This is a genomic window from Rickettsia endosymbiont of Pantilius tunicatus (assembly GCF_964291875.1).
Taxonomy (GTDB): domain Bacteria; phylum Pseudomonadota; class Alphaproteobacteria; order Rickettsiales; family Rickettsiaceae; genus Rickettsia.
The window spans coordinates 1,331,764-1,347,062 of the sequence record NZ_OZ198175.1 but is presented as its reverse complement, the minus strand read 5'-3'; the positions used below and the strand labels follow the sequence as shown (position 1 = coordinate 1,347,062).

Below are 15,299 nucleotides of genomic sequence, written 5' to 3'. Positions count from 1 at the left end.
ATTATTTTACTCCTAAGGCTTCTTTTAATAATTTTTCTTGCTGCTTATTATGTGCTTGTAGTGAGCCTACTGCCGGAGATGCTGATTCTTCTCTACCTATATATTTGAATTCATTATTAATTCCTGCTTCTTTTAAAGCATTATTTAGGTGAGAGGTTATATATCTCCAAGCTCCCATATTCATTGGCTCTTCCTGACACCAAATAAATTCACTTGCTTTATTATATTTTTTTAACAGCTCTACTACAACCTTTTTTTCAAATGGGTATAATTGTTCAAGCCTAATAATCACTATACTATTATTACTGCCACGCATTTCAAATAGATCATAATACACCTTACCGCTACATAAAATTACTTTAGTAATATTGCTTGCTTCTAGTTTATTTACTTCATCTAAAACCGGTAAAAAAGTAGTATTGCTATCTAATTCATCAAGTTTAGAAACCACATTTTTATGACGCAATAAAGATTTCGGTGACATCACGATTAGTGGCTTTCTAACATTATCAATTATTTGACGACGAAGTAGATGGAAAATTGAAGCAGGCGTAGTAGGATATGTAACATACATATTATCCTCAGCTGCTAGCTGTAGGAATCTCTCAAGTCTTGCTGAGCTATGCTCTGGTCCTTGCCCCTCAAAACTATGTGGTAGTAAAACTACTAGTCCGCTCATGCGAAGCCATTTTGTTTCACTACTTGAAATAAATTGATCAAAAATAATCTGGGCTCCGTTAGCAAAATCGCCAAACTGTGCTTCCCATAAAACTAAATTTTTTGGATTTGCGAGTGAATAACCATATTCAAAACCAAGTACTGCATATTCAGATAAATTACTATCTGCTACTTCATATGTTGCTTGTTCTTTGGACAAATTATTTAGAGGTATATAGGTAGTATCATCAACTTGACTATGTAATACCGAATGGCGATGCGAGAAAGTGCCACGTCCGCAGTCCTGCCCTGTTAATCTTATATTAGTACCAGATGTTAGCAAGCTTGCAAAAGCGAGCTGCTCAGCTGTTGCCCAATCAATAGGCTGATCTGCGGTTAAAGCAGCTTTTCTAGCGTCAAATAGCTTAACTAATTTTGGATTAACGGCAAAATCTTTTGGCATTTCGCATAGCTTAGTCCCTAGACTTTGTAAGGTCTTTTTATCTACCCCAGTTACTGCCGGTTGTGTGCGAGTGCGAGTAATACCTTGCCACAAACCACCTAAGAAATGAGCTTCTTGCTTATAATTCTTAGCCTGCTCATATTCCTTATCTAGTTTTGCTTTAAACTGTTCTTTTAATTTAGCAAAATAATTATTATCGATCACACCACTTTTCACTAGCTCATTTGCATAGATATTTCCAGGCGTTAGCTTACTCTTGATAATGTTATACATTTTACCTTGTGTATACATTGGCTCATCGCCCTCATTATGCCCATATTTTCGGTAGCAAATGATTTCCACAATAACATCTTTACCGAATTTCTGCCTATATTCCACCGCAATATTTGTGGCTTTTAATACTGCTTCTATATCATCACCATTAACATGCAAAATCGGTGCTGCTATTATTTTTGCAAATTCTGTAGAATATCTACTGGCTCTGGTATCTGCTGCATTCGCTGTAAAACCTAGCTGATTGTTAATTACGAAATGTAGCACTCCGCCAATATTGTAAGCAGCTAGGGGGGACATAGATAAGCCCTCCGCAACAACTCCTTGACCACAAAAAGCAGCATCACCATGCACTAAAATAGCTTTGACTTTACTACGTTTAGTATCTTTAAGTATGTCCTGCTTTGCTCTTACTTTACCTGCAACTATCGGGTTTACAGCTTCTAAATGCGATGGGTTATCAGCAAGCGATAAATGTATTTTCTTATCACCTACGACCCTATCCGATGAATAGCCTAAATGGTATTTTACATCACCTGAAACATTTAGCTCATCAGGAAAAACGCTACCACTTATAAAGCCTGCAATAACAGCTCTATAAGGTTTACCGACTACTTTAGTTAGCGAGTTTAATCTACCACGATGAGCCATTCCTATGACGATTTCTTCTACACCTTGATGCAGAGATAAATCAATAGCCTTATTCATGGCAACTATGGAAGCATCACCGCCCTCTACCGAGAAACGCTTAGCCCCTGGGAATTTTGTATGTAGATATTGCTCAAATCCTTCTACTTCCACTAAGTCATTTAGGATATTTTTCTTTTCTTCAGAGGAAAATGAAATAACACCTGATTCTAATTTAGAATATAACCAATTTTTTTCCTCTTCGTTTTCTACCTGCTCAAATTCAGTTCCAATAGAACCTGAATAAGTTTTATCAAGAAAATTAACCAACTCACCTAAGCTATATGTTTTGTCTAAAAATTTATGTTCTATTACTTTATTAAGCTGATCATTTGTGAAACCAAAATTCTCTATACTAAGTTTTAAATCTTCTTTAGTTTTAGTAACTTCAAGCCCTAGCGGGTCTAGCTTTGCAAGATAATGGGCATATTTACGGTAATTTTTTATCATCGCACCAACATTAAAATTATTTGTGGTGGATGCAGGATTTTCTGAAATTTTGGAATCGTCTGTGGCTACTGTTTTTAAAATTACTTTAGCAGTACTCTTATTAAGAAGTTCATTGCTATCCTTAACGCCCGTGAAAAACTCTTGCCAAGTTTGATCAACTGAAGCAGGGTTTTCTAAATATTGTTTATATAATTCTTCAATAAAAACAGCGTTCCCACCGAATAAAAAACCTGTTTTCTTTAAATTTTCTTCCATATTATTTTTATGATAATTTAATTTTTTAACGTCATTGCGAGGAGATTCGTAGAAAGAAGGCGGAGGCAATCTCAGGAATATTATATTGCCTCATGAGATTGCCACGCTCATTTCATTCGCATAGCTTATGACATAATTCACTACAAATACTTCTCTTCCAAGTACTTAATAAACACCTCAGGATTTATACTTTCCTCACCGCTAGCACTTTTTAGCAAGTCAGGTGAATTTTTTAGTGAACCGAAATTTCTAAAATTTTTATTTAAATAATTATTTAAGTTACTAAAGTCACCTTTTAAAATATCATCTTTTACATCTTTGTGCATCTCTTTTACTTTCTTCATCACCATTGATGCGATAATTGCACCATTTGTATAAGCAGGAAAATAACCGAACCAACCACTAGACCAATGAATATCTTGCAGACATCCTTTGCTAAAACTTTTAGGTTTTATTCCTAAATATTCTTGCATCTTACTATCCCAAAAATTTGGCAATTCATCAAGATTTAATTCACCGTTGATAAGTAATTCTTCTATTTCAAAACGCAATATTACATGCATTGGGTAAGTTACCTCATCAGCGTTAACTCTGATAAAATCAGGCTCAACTTTTGTAATTGTCCTATATAAATTATCTGCCGAATATTCTTCCGACTTAAGGTTAAATTCATCACGAAGTAGTTTTGCTAAAAACTCCGTAAACTCTCTTGACCTACCTACTTGCATCTCCATAAATAAAGACTGACTTTCGTGAAAAGCCATGCCTTTAGCACGCCCAACCGGCTGCCCTTTATATATTTCTGGTAAATTTTGTTCATATAAAGCATGTCCAGTTTCATGAATAATACCCGTTAAACCGCTTATGAAATTATCTTTATCATATCTGGTAGTTAAGCGTATATCATTTGGCGTTCCACCGCAAAAAGGATGAGTAGATTCATCAAGCCGCCCTCTGCTCCCATCAAACTGCATAATTTCCATTATACGCTTGCCGATATTTTTTTGTATTTCAGGACTTAATTCAGTACTTTTTACTAGTTCTTTTTGACTTTTCTGTTTTTCTAAAACCTTACCAATAAGCTCGGAAAGATTTTCTTTAACGTGTGAAAAAACTTTTTTAATCCCGCTGCTTGTTCTACTTGGGTCATACATATCAATTAATGCGTCGTACGGACTGCAATTAAATACACTTGCTCGTACTTTAGCAACTTCTCTTGTATAATCTAAAACTTTCTGCAAATGAGGCTTAAATAAATTATAGTCATTAGTCTCTCTAGCTTTTCGCCAAACAAGTTCAGATTTAGTAGTTGCAGCTACTATTCTTTTTTGTAATTCCTCATCGATACAATTTGCATCTAATATCTTCCGCTCAATTTCTCTTATATTAGCATTTTGCCATTCATCAAGATTTTTTGTCTCTTCTTTTGCTCTGATAACTAACTCTTTAAGCAACGGAGATTTAACCAAAGAATGAACTAGAGAAGTCAGGGATACCATCTCGTTTGTCCTACTCTCACCTGAACCTATAGGCATATTTACCGCTATATCCCAATATAATATGCTTAAAATATTCTCAAAATTTGAAATTGTTGAAAGTTCATTTTCTAGTTTTTTGTAATTGTTCATGTTTTTTTCCTATTGTCATTCGGTGACTTGTGGCGTTGTTGTCTAACTCATATGACATTACTAGTTCATAAATACAGGTAGACGAAGATCAAATTCAAAAAGAGCAAGGCGTCCACAAAACGAGGAACGGAAGCAGTTACTTAATACGTGAGTACCGAAGTATTTGTAGGATGACGTAGCCAATTTTTGAAGTTCTATCTACGTATACAGTAATTCTTTCGCCGCTTTTAAACTTGCCTCAGTAATTGTTTTGCCTGAGATCATACGAGCAAGCTCCTGCTGTCTTTCGGCTAAATTTAAAATTTTTACTGTTACTTTTGTTTCTTTTTCTAACTGCGTTTTCTCAATTTTTATATGCAAATCTGCTTTTCCTGCCACTTGAGGTTGATGCGTTATAACTATCACTTGCGTAGCTGAACTAAGCTTTTTAAGCCGCATCCCAACTTTATCCGCAACCTCACCACCAATCCCAACGTCTATTTCATCGAATATAATAGCAGGTTTCACCATCTTGTTAAATAAAGAAGTTTTTAAAGCAAGCATAAATCTTGATAATTCGCCACCTGAAGCGATTTTATTAATTGCCTCCGGAGTCATCCCTGGGTTAGTGGAAGCTTTAAAAACTATATCATCTATGCCATATGCTGCTGCTTCCTTTCTTTCTGCTATATTAACATGAAAAGTAGCTTTTTCCATTTTCAGCTGCTTTAATTCATAGTGCAGCACTTCTTCTAAACGTTTTGCTGCGGCAAGACGTTTTTCTGATAAATTTTTGCCAAGTTTATAATATTCCGTATTTAACTTTACTTCTTGCACTTGCAGCTCTGCTTGATTTGCTATTTTACCTTTCAAGCTATTTAACTGATTTGAAGACTCCTCTAAAAATGTCTTGAGTGCGTCAGCAGAAACATTATATTTGCGACTAATTGCTTTTATTGCAAATAATCTTTCTTCTATTTCTTCAAGGTTATAATCTAACTTGTTAAAATTTTCTAGAAGATTCGATAAATTTTGTCTTGCCTCTTCCAAATTATTATAAGCTTCTTCAAGATTTGTCGAAATATTTACGAATTCTTCATTTTGACTTTGCTTTGCTAATAGTTTTTCCGCTTTACTAATTGAGTTATTTATTTCAGGATTATTAACTTGCTCGAGAATATCTTTGATTAGCTGCAAATCCTTATCTTTATTTTGCAAATCTTTTCGTATATTTGTTAGCTGCTCTTCTTCACCTATTTGAACATTAAGCTTAGTCAACTCTTCGGTTACGAAGCTTAAATAATCAATTTCTTGTTCAATAGAATTTTGTTTAAGTGCTATTTCGACAATTTCATTGCGAATATTCTGCCAAGCTTGATAACATTTAGCAAGCTGCATTCGAAGTTCTAAAAGATCTCCAAAACTATCTAAAATGTCACGCTGAGTATTGATTTCTAAAAGAGAGATATTATTGTTTTGTCCGTGAAGTTCAAATAAATAAGTAGCTAATTGCTGCATAATAGCTTTGTTAACTACTTGATTATTGATAAAGAAATTTTTGCGTCCTTCTGCTTTTTGGACACATTTTATAAGTAGCGATTCCTCTAATTCAATAAAATTTTGAGTTAGAAAATTTTTTATTTCATCATTTAATGAAAAGACTATATTAACGGCTGCATAATCTTTCCCATGCTTTATTATGCCGGCACTTGAAGTTTTATAGCCCAAACAAAATAAAATAGCATCCAGTAAAATAGACTTACCGGCACCGGTTTCGCCGGTAATAACGCATAAACCACTAATAAATTCGATTTCTAACTCGTCTATCAGGATAAAGTTTTTAACTGAAAGACTCTGGAACATTTATATTCCCCTAATAAATAAAGAGCAATAGACGAAGATCAACTTTAAAAAGAGCTAGGAGTTCACAAGGCAAGGAGCGGATCATATAATAATATGTGAGCACCGCAGCTCTTGTAGAATGACGACGCCAATTTTTAAAGTTCATCGAGTATAGCCTTTAACCAGTCTATACGCATAACTATACCATTTACTATCAGGATAGTTATGACCAAGAACCGAAGCATATTTCATTGCCTCATCTGGCAATCCAAGCATCATATAGCTTTCAGTTAAACGATAAAGTGCTTCTACACAATGAGAGGTAGTTTGATAATTTTCGACTACTTCTTCAAATCGATTAATTGCTGCCATTGGATTCTTTTTCTTTAAATAGAATCTACCAATCGTTAACTCTTTACCAGCCAAATGGTCATTTACTAAATCAATTTTTAAAGATGAATCAATAGCATATTTAGTATTTGGGAATTTTGTAATTAGATCTTCGAAACTATCTTTAGCCAAGAAAGTTCTAGATTGATCATGATTCACATCCGAAATTAGCATATAATATGAAAGAGCTTTAAGGTAATACGCATAAGCAATATCAACATTTGCAGGATGTAAATTAATGAAAATATCAAGTACATCAACTGCCTCTTCATATTGAGCAGCAAGGAATAATGAGTATGCTTGCATCAATTCTGCCTGGGGCGTAAATTCATTACCTGGATGCTGATAAAATATTTTTCCAAATTCTTCAGCAGCATTTTTATACTTCTTTTTCTCAAGCAAAGTAATGCCCTCATTATAAAGAGTAGAAATAGGAGTAACTAAATCATCACTATTTTTCTTGCTTTTACATCCGTTTAGAATGAGCCCTAAGCATAAAAGGACACTTAATATTTTTGCTAATTTCATAAGAACTTAAATTCAGTTAATACCTAAATATACATACAGGTTTAAAGGATTTCAAGAATTCAATTTCTAAAATTTCGTAAACTTATATATTTTTGCTAGGTTTTGTGTGTTTTTGATAAGTATTTTAGTTATTTTAATAAAAACTAGAATTTATAATTTTGAGTTTTTAAACCTTAAAAAAGAAAAAAGTACCCACAAGAGCAAAGCTTATGGGTACTTTTATTTTTAGAACTTAAATGTTAACGATTATGAAGTAACGCTGGTGGTACCACAATTAGCATTACCAGTACTACCTGATACCATAGATACTATGTCTGGAGCTTTGAATAATATTATGATCGCAGCAACTATAACTAAAGCCACTTCCCATTGCAGTTTTCCTCTAAGTGTTTGAATACCTAGCACGATTATACCAACAACAGCTATACCTCTTGCTGTATTACCTCTAAATATTAAAATTACATTACATAATGCCGCACCTACTGGATCACCGACACTACCACCAGCTAAACTATCCATGGACATTGTTATAATAGCTAAACCAAGTACCATAAATAATAGACGTAGCGACATGTTGTAATCAATTAAGTCTTCATTTAATTTACGCAAATTCATATTTTTTACCTCAATTATGATTAGTTATTTAACGATTAATGTATATTCTATATATATATAAATCAACTCATAAATATATGTAATTTAAATTAATATACCAAAATATTGCAAAAATACTTGTTTTAAGTAACATTATAATCACATATTATGGTCTATAGTCTATGACTAACTACCAAATATATAAACAAAAGTAAATAAAAATAGCCATACTACATCAACAAAATGCCAATACCATGCTGCGAATTCAAATCCTAAATGCCCATTATTTTTAATAGCAAAATCACCTCTTTTCGCCCTAAAATAGCATACTATTAAAAATATAGTACCTATAATTACATGTGCACCATGAAAGCCGGTTGCTAAATAAAAATTAGAAGGATATATACCATCAGTAAATTTAAAAGCAGCATGGTAATATTCATATGCTTGCATACAAGTAAAGAATATTCCAAGAATTATAGTAAGACCAAGAGCTGTTACACAATCCTTTTGATTACTTTCTTCTAAAGCATAATGAGCCCAAGTAACGGTAGTACCAGATAAAAGCAATATTAAAGTATTAATAAAAGGAATATCAAATGGGTCAAAAACTTTAATACTAGGTGGCGGCCACACACCTTGTTTTATTACCCATACACCATCTAAAAGACCAACAGGTGATAAACTTGATTTAAAGAAAGATGCAAAAAATACTCCAAAAAACATTATTTCGGTTAAAATAAATAAAGCCATCCCAATTCTTAGACCATGCCTAACAGGCTCAGTATGACTATGATCTATTATTCCTTCTTTTATTACATCTCTCCACCAAGAATATAAACAATAAGCTACTGAAATAAATCCAAAAGCTAGTATGTAGTGGTTAAATTTATAGCTATGCATAAATGAAACCCCACCAGCGACTAAAATAAGCAAAGCAAATGAAGTTAAAATAGGCCAAGGGCTTGGATCAACTATATGAAATAAATGAGATTTAGTATTAGGGTGAGAGTTATTCATTTTTATTTTTTTATTTCTGATTACACATGTAAATATAAATTATTATTTATCCAAAAGCAAATTTTACCACAAAATATCACCCAAAAAATATAAAAAATAGTACTTATTAACTAAAAATTACATTTTTTATCAATATAACAACTAAAACCTCTTGACTATTTATATTATTCAACTAATATATGAAACGTTAATGATGTTTAAGCTCCATTGTTGCAAGACCAATCTGTCAAAAACTTATAAGTCAAGTTTATGCCAGGGGTCTGTTATTATAAGTGAGTAAAATCATGAAGTATAATGGAGGTTGTTACATTGTAACAACGGAGCTTAACCCCTGGCACCCTATTTTTTCTTAATTTCTAATACATTAGAAGACTAAAAACCACAGTTTAAGCAATTTAGAATTATATACTGCTGAAGATGCTACCGTAATTTTGGACTTGGCTTTACAAGAACTTGAAATAATTAAATTATTTGGCAGCAATAACTATTGTCAAGACACGAAGAAAACGTTTTCTAAGATTGGGTATTGCTATAAAAACTTGGGGATATTGAAAAAAGTAAGAACTATTTTGAACAAGCAGAACTGTATAATTTACAGCCTACCCAAGACATAGAAAATATATATTCAGAACTTCTTAGATATGAAAATGGTGAAGATTAAATCTTTTTGCTTAGTTTAATAGCAATTCTACAAATCGCTTTTACTATACTATTTGTTGTTTTTGCAAATATTGCTTGCTCGCTATCATTTATTATAGCTGTGTCTTTATGCTCAATCTCATCTAACCGAAATTTTATAATATTATTTAATAATTCTGGTTCAATGTCTTTATTTTCTAAATAATTTATTTGCTGGGCGTAATGCTTCTCTATTACTTCTTCTACACTCTCCGTAACTAACATTGCGGTTTTTGTACCAATCCTAGAAGATACAGCCCCAAGTAAAAACCCATAATGATGCCAAAAATATAATAAGGCAGTAGGTCTTACTTTCTTCTCTAGCAATTTTTCCTCAAAATAATTTAGATGCACTTCTTCTTGCTCTAGCATCTCTTTAATTAATACATAGTCATTTTGAGATTTAGTATATTTTAACTGTCCTTGATAAATCCTTTTTGCCCCATACTCACCAGCATGGTTAACTCTAATTATCTCTTGAATTTGTTTATCAGGATCAGAAAAATCAGGTCTTGGCATATCTGCTACTTTATCTTTCTTTTAAATAATCTATAAACTTCTCCATCATTTCTTTTTCCTACTAAAAAAATATATGTATTAATCTTATCTTTTTGATAAATTATTCTAAATTCGCCTACATCTACTCTATAATACTGCTCTTCCAAACCTTTTAAAACTTACTATCATTAGGTTGACCTATTAACAGGTGTAATTCTTTAATCTTAATTACTATTTATTGAGCTTGCTTTTTATTTAATTTTTCAATAAAATTTTGTGAATTTTTAGATATTATTAAAGTCATGCTATTCCTTTAATATTTTATTTAAAAAATCTTCACTTTCTTTTTCTGATAAAAAACCTTCTTTAGCTGCGTTCTTTGCTTGTATTGTCCAATACATATCTTCAAACTGGCTAAATTTTTCATACTCCTCATGTGATATGAGTACTGCAGCAGGTTTACCATATCTATTTATAATAATTGGTTCTTTTATTACTTGTATCATCAATTCTCCAAAATGATTTTGAGCCTCTCTACTACTTATATTTTTCATGCATTTACCTATCTTATATATAAAAAAATATATCATAAATAATAGCTATTATTTATTAAATTAAAATTTTTAGCTTTATAACATGTAATTATAAAATAATGATAAAAATAAAGCTTTGCTTAAATATAAATTTTTTGCAATAAGTCAAAACCAGCAGGATTCAGTTTATAATCCACTTCCGCTTGTTGCAATATTCTTAAAGTCTTCAAGCACTCAGATAGACTAAGGCTATTTGCTATTTTGGTAAAATCATTAATATACTGATAAAAAATAGGCGGTGATAGCGATTTTATTGCAGAATCAATATGCTCCCCATTTTTTACTTTCGACAATACTATGTATAAATTTAGATAATGCCTTATTAAGGCTCTAATCATCAGCACTTCATTTATATTTTGCTTTTTTAATATATCTAGTTCGTTTAAAAAACTGATATAATTTTTTTGTGAAAAGTACATTGCTAAATCGCTACCATTAGCCATGATCTCACTACTGAGCACTTCTCTAATATCATTTAAGGTAACTTCTTGTTTATCATGAACAAAATATATCAACTTATTTATCTCATTGGAAACTAACTCATGATCCCCCTTTAAATGATTTTTTAAATAAATTAGTGCTTCCCTATCTATAATTTTACTACATTTAGCTAATTTTTCTAAAACTATCTTCTCAATCTTTGCTTCATCATCATGATAACAAGCAAGAGAAGCTAGCGATTCTTCAGTTTCAAAAAATTTTCTAAAGCTGCTGCTTGAGCTAATATCTTCACCGATAAACACAGGAAAATTAATATAATTATCATTTAGAATTACTTTTAAATTCTTATCAATTGAATTTCCCACGCCTCTAATTCTAATTAATTCTTTCTGATTGAAGAAGTTAGGCGAATTAAGTAATATCTCTAAAGAAGAAATATTAAGGTCACTATATTCTATAGAAGTTTGCAGCATGTTAAGCTTTTTCACTAAGTGACGACAAATTTTATCTATATAACCTTTATCAGGACCATATAATAATAGAGCCTTAACCTTACCACTGGCTATTAATTCAAATAAACGATTAATTTGCGAAAAATAGAATTTCATAAATTATTATTTCGAGTAAAGTATAAAATTATTCTGCGGCGAATTTCTTCAGCTGCCGCATAGGCAAGGTCTATTCCTGTTTCATCTCGCTCAACACTCGAAGCATAAGGGGTAAAGATAGAGTTATATGATGTTGATTGATAAAACTTTTCTTTGATTAATACTTTTTGGCTTTCTATATCAACTAATTGGTATTTGACTGACTGATTAATATACTCCCTTAAAACATTCGAGTTTTTTTCTATAGTAGCAGGCGTAGTTGCCCCTGCTAGTTCTGCTTTAAGAATATATTTCGCTTTTGTTTTTTGTGGCAAGATACTTGTTAATCGGTGATAAAATTCAGCCCCTTCTATTGTTTTAATAGACTCTACCTCAATAGATTCTAAATTTTTAACTACCTCACTATTACTATATTCTGTATCATAAACAGGTTTTAAATTACAACCATTTACAAATAAGAGTAGTAAAACAATAAATAAATAACGCATAATTTTTTAGACTTTTTTTGATTAATAAGATGCTGGTGGTTTCACTGTAGTCTTATGTCATTCAACAACAATGATCAAACCACGAGATAACAAACAATCCCCTAACATCTTACTATATTAATATCAGTTTATTTTGATTTTGTGAAAGGAAATTATGATAATTACTTTTTATTAATATTTAGCATTAGATTTATTAATTTATGTTGACACACTTAAACAAGCTTTGTATATTGCCGATTCGAAATAATTTCAGGACCATGTTATATGATAAATATTAGTTTAAAAAGAGCAAAAATGGACAATATTAGAAAAATAGCTACAAACAACATAACTAACCAAGATTTAAAAAAATCTTTTGAGTTATATGAGAAAAAATTGATAGAATTATCATAAAAATTTTCCTTACAAGCAGCAACTAATAATGATAATTACCACCCTAAAACAGAATGGCATAATGTTGAGATCATGGGTGCAGATGGAAACATAGTAACAAAAATTATACCAGTCACTGAGTTATAACTAATAAAAAAGTATAAGATCATTCAAAATCTTATCCTTTATAAAAGTATCCTTAACCAAGTGTTGTGATATCAATATGCTCATACAGGTAATATCCTAGTTCTTCCATCTCTTCACGTGTAAAGGCTTCTACTTCAATATTCTTTTTTTCATAGTCTTCCAATAACTTCCTCATTTCAATAATTTCCTCTTCTGATTTTGCACCTCCAAAACTATGCTTTTCTCCGAACTTAATTGGAGTTAGACCTTCTTTATTTGATTCATGTATTAATTTAGGCATAACCTCTAATAATGTTTTTATCATCACTAATTTAGCTTTTCCTCCAAGTGCAGTATATAATATAGTGTAACCTGTAGGAGATAGACGATCTATCCAATGCGGAGCTAACTCTAATATTTTGTCTACTAATTTCTGCTTATTCTCTTCTACTGCATCATGCAATATATATTTATTTTTTGAATCAAATAAAAATTCTTTTAATTCATTTTTATTATTTCTTCTTACTAATTTTTCTAGTTGCTTTAAGGCATCTTCTTTTTTAAAAACTTCTTTTTCCATATCGTCATCTGAACCAGGTGATGGGTACGGAGCGGCATAAGATTCATTAATCTCTGTAAGAGATAGTTTTGGTATCGTTGTCTTTTCTTCTTTTTTATTGAGCTTTTTTTTGTCATTTATTCTCCTAATTTTAGAATTGATAGCAATAATATTATCTAACTGTATTCGTTTAATTTCTCATATATAAAATAGTTTATTATTTCTTCGGAAGAAAAATCTTCAGAAGTAAATTCCGGTGGTGTAAACATTTTTTCATAGTTTTCTAATACCAATTCAACGTTTCTATCTACAAGATTACATTTTTCTTCACATTCTTTTTTGAGCATAGAAGGAGTAAAATCTTTTGTATCTTTTGCTATTATTAAATTAGGTTTATTTTGCAATAATATCTCTACCATTTCACCACCTGCTATACCCAAAACGGCAATATGCAAAATATTATGGTTACTTGGCTCAGTAGTTACATTTATTAAATTAGAATTTATTTCCAATATATTTTTCACTATGGTAAATTAAGTTGAAGTTTGCGTATTAAAGAATTGAATTAAAGCATTATATAATTGATCAAATTGAGTAATTGTAGCTTTAATCCATCGCTTCATATTGGTCCAAAATTTCTCTATTGGATTTAGATCAGGGGAGTAAGGTGGTAAGAATATTATCCTACAACCTACTGATTCTATTAGTTCTTTGGTCCTTTGAGACTTATGGAAAGCAGCGTTATCCATCACTACAACTTGTCCAGGTTTTAGCTCTTTTATTAAAAATTCTCCAACCCAACTTTCAAATAATTGTCTATTACATGTTCCATTAAATATCATCGGTGCTATACACTCTTTATTAACATAACCAGCTATGATATTTGTTCTGTTGTAATATTTACCGCTTTTTTTACCAATAAGTTTTTCGCTTTTTTTGCCCCATCCTCTATCTTTGCAGATATTTATCTCAATACCACTTTCATCAATATATACAAGATGTTCTATTGGTGTATCTTATTATGACCTCTTGGTACTTATCTCGCTTTTCTTGACTTGCTTCCAAGTAGGAAAAGTCTTTTTTTTATAGCTAAAACCTAGTTGCTTTAACCAATAATACGCACCCACAGAACTCATATTAAAATACGTACCCATTTCTAATAATGTGAAATTAGGATTAGAACTCACGTACAACTCAACATCTTGACTTGTTACCCGTCCTTTTTTGCCTCCTATTCTTCTTGCTAAATAATGTCCTTCGGACTTATATCTCTTATACCAATTCCTTACTGTGTTTGCTGCTATTTCAAATCTTATCGCAGTGCTATTGCAGCTATTACCTCTTTCTACATATCCTATAACTCTTTTTCTAAAATCTTGACTATATGATCTTGGCATTTTCCTTTATATATATCATCCCTATACTCAAACCTCAACTTAATTTACTATAATTGTATTTCATTTTGTTCTACTGCCTGGCAAAAAATATTTTGATTATGATATGGTGTATTGTGACTAAAATAAATTTTTAATTCATTTTTATTTAAGCTTTTAACATCTTTTAATTCTGGAATATCGCTCGAATGAACATCTGAATTAATTTTAAATAAAGATAATAAAGCTCTTAATCCACTTTTTTTTAACTAGTGAATCTACTAGCACTATTTTTCTGGACATCTTTTCTCCTAAATTATAATAATTAGAGTTTAATTAATAAATTATAATCAGTTTCAGCTTTTTAAAGCTTCTTATCTATAAATTATTTCTCCCAAAAAGTTAGTTTCTTCTATTTCATGTGTTGATGATTGCTGATGGCTTATGGTTGCTTCCATAAAATTAATTGCCAATCCAGGGTTTATTTTCACCATATTTTCTACTAATTCTTTTTCATTATTTTCTTTTGCCTGACGAAAAATATTTTTAACGAATTCTTCATTATAATCATTAACATAATGTTTCAACATATTGGGGCTTTTAGAATTTATCGTTTTAAAAAATGTTAAATCTAATGGCTCAAATTTTTTTGTGATATTAAAGAATCTATGATTGCTTCTTCCATTGCAGGTGTAATTAAATTATAGATATCCTTCACATTACTATTGGGGGGTAAGTTTAAGATGGGTATTTCTTCGGTCATTATTTCTCCTAAATTGATAAAAATTAAATTCTTG

General features: G+C 31.2%; 15 protein-coding genes. All 15 read right to left on the bottom strand.

The window, feature by feature from the left end:
• Position 1: 1 nt before the first annotated feature.
• Complete coding sequence (locus ACICQC_RS07910) at positions 2 to 2,785, bottom strand: 2-oxoglutarate dehydrogenase E1 component (RefSeq protein ID WP_395476608.1); 2,784 nt, start codon at positions 2,783 to 2,785, stop codon at positions 2 to 4.
• A 140-nt stretch (positions 2,786 to 2,925) separates the two neighbouring features.
• Positions 2,926 to 4,413 carry a carboxypeptidase M32 gene (locus ACICQC_RS07905; RefSeq protein ID WP_395476607.1) on the bottom strand — a complete coding sequence of 496 codons (1,488 nt, stop codon included), beginning with the start codon at positions 4,411 to 4,413 and terminating at the stop codon, positions 2,926 to 2,928.
• A gap of 198 nt (positions 4,414 to 4,611) precedes the next feature.
• Positions 4,612 to 6,255: a DNA repair protein RecN gene (gene recN / locus ACICQC_RS07900; RefSeq protein ID WP_395476606.1), complete on the bottom strand. Its 1,644-nt coding sequence runs from the start codon at positions 6,253 to 6,255 to the stop codon at positions 4,612 to 4,614.
• A 141-nt stretch (positions 6,256 to 6,396) separates the two neighbouring features.
• Positions 6,397 to 7,152, bottom strand: a complete 756-nt coding sequence (locus ACICQC_RS07895) for an outer membrane protein assembly factor BamD (protein ID WP_395476605.1) — start codon at positions 7,150 to 7,152, stop codon at positions 6,397 to 6,399.
• Positions 7,153 to 7,398: 246 nt separating this feature from the next.
• Positions 7,399 to 7,767, bottom strand: coding sequence for a TrbC/VirB2 family protein (locus ACICQC_RS07890; protein WP_395476604.1), 369 nt, complete (start codon positions 7,765 to 7,767; stop codon positions 7,399 to 7,401).
• 165 nt (positions 7,768 to 7,932) lie between these two features.
• Positions 7,933 to 8,766 carry a cytochrome c oxidase subunit 3 gene (locus ACICQC_RS07885; RefSeq protein WP_395476603.1) on the bottom strand — a complete coding sequence of 278 codons (834 nt, stop codon included), beginning with the start codon at positions 8,764 to 8,766 and terminating at the stop codon, positions 7,933 to 7,935.
• 657 nt (positions 8,767 to 9,423) lie between these two features.
• A complete protein-coding gene (locus ACICQC_RS07880; RefSeq protein WP_395476602.1) occupies positions 9,424 to 9,963 on the bottom strand; it encodes a demethoxyubiquinone hydroxylase family protein in 540 nt (179 codons plus the stop codon).
• Positions 9,964 to 10,247: 284 nt separating this feature from the next.
• Positions 10,248 to 10,496, bottom strand: coding sequence for a type II toxin-antitoxin system Phd/YefM family antitoxin (locus ACICQC_RS07875; RefSeq protein WP_395476601.1), 249 nt, complete (start codon positions 10,494 to 10,496; stop codon positions 10,248 to 10,250).
• 119 nt (positions 10,497 to 10,615) lie between these two features.
• Positions 10,616 to 11,584, bottom strand: coding sequence for a DNA polymerase III subunit delta (holA, locus tag ACICQC_RS07870; protein WP_395476600.1), 969 nt, complete (start codon positions 11,582 to 11,584; stop codon positions 10,616 to 10,618).
• On the bottom strand, positions 11,581 to 12,072 hold the full coding sequence (locus ACICQC_RS07865; RefSeq protein WP_341791222.1) for a hypothetical protein: 492 nt from the start codon (positions 12,070 to 12,072) through the stop codon (positions 11,581 to 11,583). Before ACICQC_RS07865 ends, holA begins: the two co-directional genes overlap by 4 nt.
• Before the next feature lie 571 nt (positions 12,073 to 12,643).
• Entirely contained in the window at positions 12,644 to 13,150 is a 507-nt protein-coding gene (locus ACICQC_RS07860) for a hypothetical protein (protein ID WP_395476599.1), read from the bottom strand.
• Between the two features lie 155 nt (positions 13,151 to 13,305).
• Positions 13,306 to 13,641 carry a hypothetical protein gene (locus tag ACICQC_RS07855; RefSeq protein ID WP_395476598.1) on the bottom strand — a complete coding sequence of 112 codons (336 nt, stop codon included), beginning with the start codon at positions 13,639 to 13,641 and terminating at the stop codon, positions 13,306 to 13,308.
• A gap of 21 nt (positions 13,642 to 13,662) precedes the next feature.
• Positions 13,663 to 14,091 (bottom strand): IS630 family transposase, encoded by a 429-nt coding sequence (locus ACICQC_RS07850; protein WP_395477689.1) that lies wholly within the window; start codon positions 14,089 to 14,091, stop codon positions 13,663 to 13,665.
• 57 nt (positions 14,092 to 14,148) lie between these two features.
• Complete coding sequence (locus ACICQC_RS07845; RefSeq protein WP_395476240.1) at positions 14,149 to 14,526, bottom strand: IS630 transposase-related protein; 378 nt, start codon at positions 14,524 to 14,526, stop codon at positions 14,149 to 14,151.
• A 350-nt stretch (positions 14,527 to 14,876) separates the two neighbouring features.
• A complete protein-coding gene (locus ACICQC_RS07840; RefSeq protein WP_395476597.1) occupies positions 14,877 to 15,092 on the bottom strand; it encodes a hypothetical protein in 216 nt (71 codons plus the stop codon).
• Between the last annotated feature and the right edge of the window lie 207 nt (positions 15,093 to 15,299).

Bases quoted from the DNA above. Each gene is read 5' to 3' on its own strand.
- ACICQC_RS07910 (WP_395476608.1), bottom strand. From the start codon at position 2,785: ATGGAAGAAAATTTAAAGAAAACAGGTTTTTTATTCGGTGGGAACGCT.
- ACICQC_RS07905 (WP_395476607.1), bottom strand. From the start codon at position 4,413: ATGAACAATTACAAAAAACTAGAAAATGAACTTTCAACAATTTCAAAT.
- recN (WP_395476606.1), bottom strand. From the start codon at position 6,255: ATGTTCCAGAGTCTTTCAGTTAAAAACTTTATCCTGATAGACGAGTTA.
- ACICQC_RS07895 (WP_395476605.1), bottom strand. From the start codon at position 7,152: ATGAAATTAGCAAAAATATTAAGTGTCCTTTTATGCTTAGGGCTCATT.
- ACICQC_RS07890 (WP_395476604.1), bottom strand. From the start codon at position 7,767: ATGAATTTGCGTAAATTAAATGAAGACTTAATTGATTACAACATGTCG.
- ACICQC_RS07885 (WP_395476603.1), bottom strand. From the start codon at position 8,766: ATGAATAACTCTCACCCTAATACTAAATCTCATTTATTTCATATAGTT.
- ACICQC_RS07880 (WP_395476602.1), bottom strand. From the start codon at position 9,963: ATGCCAAGACCTGATTTTTCTGATCCTGATAAACAAATTCAAGAGATA.
- ACICQC_RS07875 (WP_395476601.1), bottom strand. From the start codon at position 10,496: ATGAAAAATATAAGTAGTAGAGAGGCTCAAAATCATTTTGGAGAATTG.
- holA (WP_395476600.1), bottom strand. From the start codon at position 11,584: ATGAAATTCTATTTTTCGCAAATTAATCGTTTATTTGAATTAATAGCC.
- ACICQC_RS07865 (WP_341791222.1), bottom strand. From the start codon at position 12,072: ATGCGTTATTTATTTATTGTTTTACTACTCTTATTTGTAAATGGTTGT.
- ACICQC_RS07860 (WP_395476599.1), bottom strand. From the start codon at position 13,150: ATGGAAAAAGAAGTTTTTAAAAAAGAAGATGCCTTAAAGCAACTAGAA.
- ACICQC_RS07845 (WP_395476240.1), bottom strand. From the start codon at position 14,526: ATGCCAAGATCATATAGTCAAGATTTTAGAAAAAGAGTTATAGGATAT.
- ACICQC_RS07840 (WP_395476597.1), bottom strand. From the start codon at position 15,092: ATGTTGAAACATTATGTTAATGATTATAATGAAGAATTCGTTAAAAAT.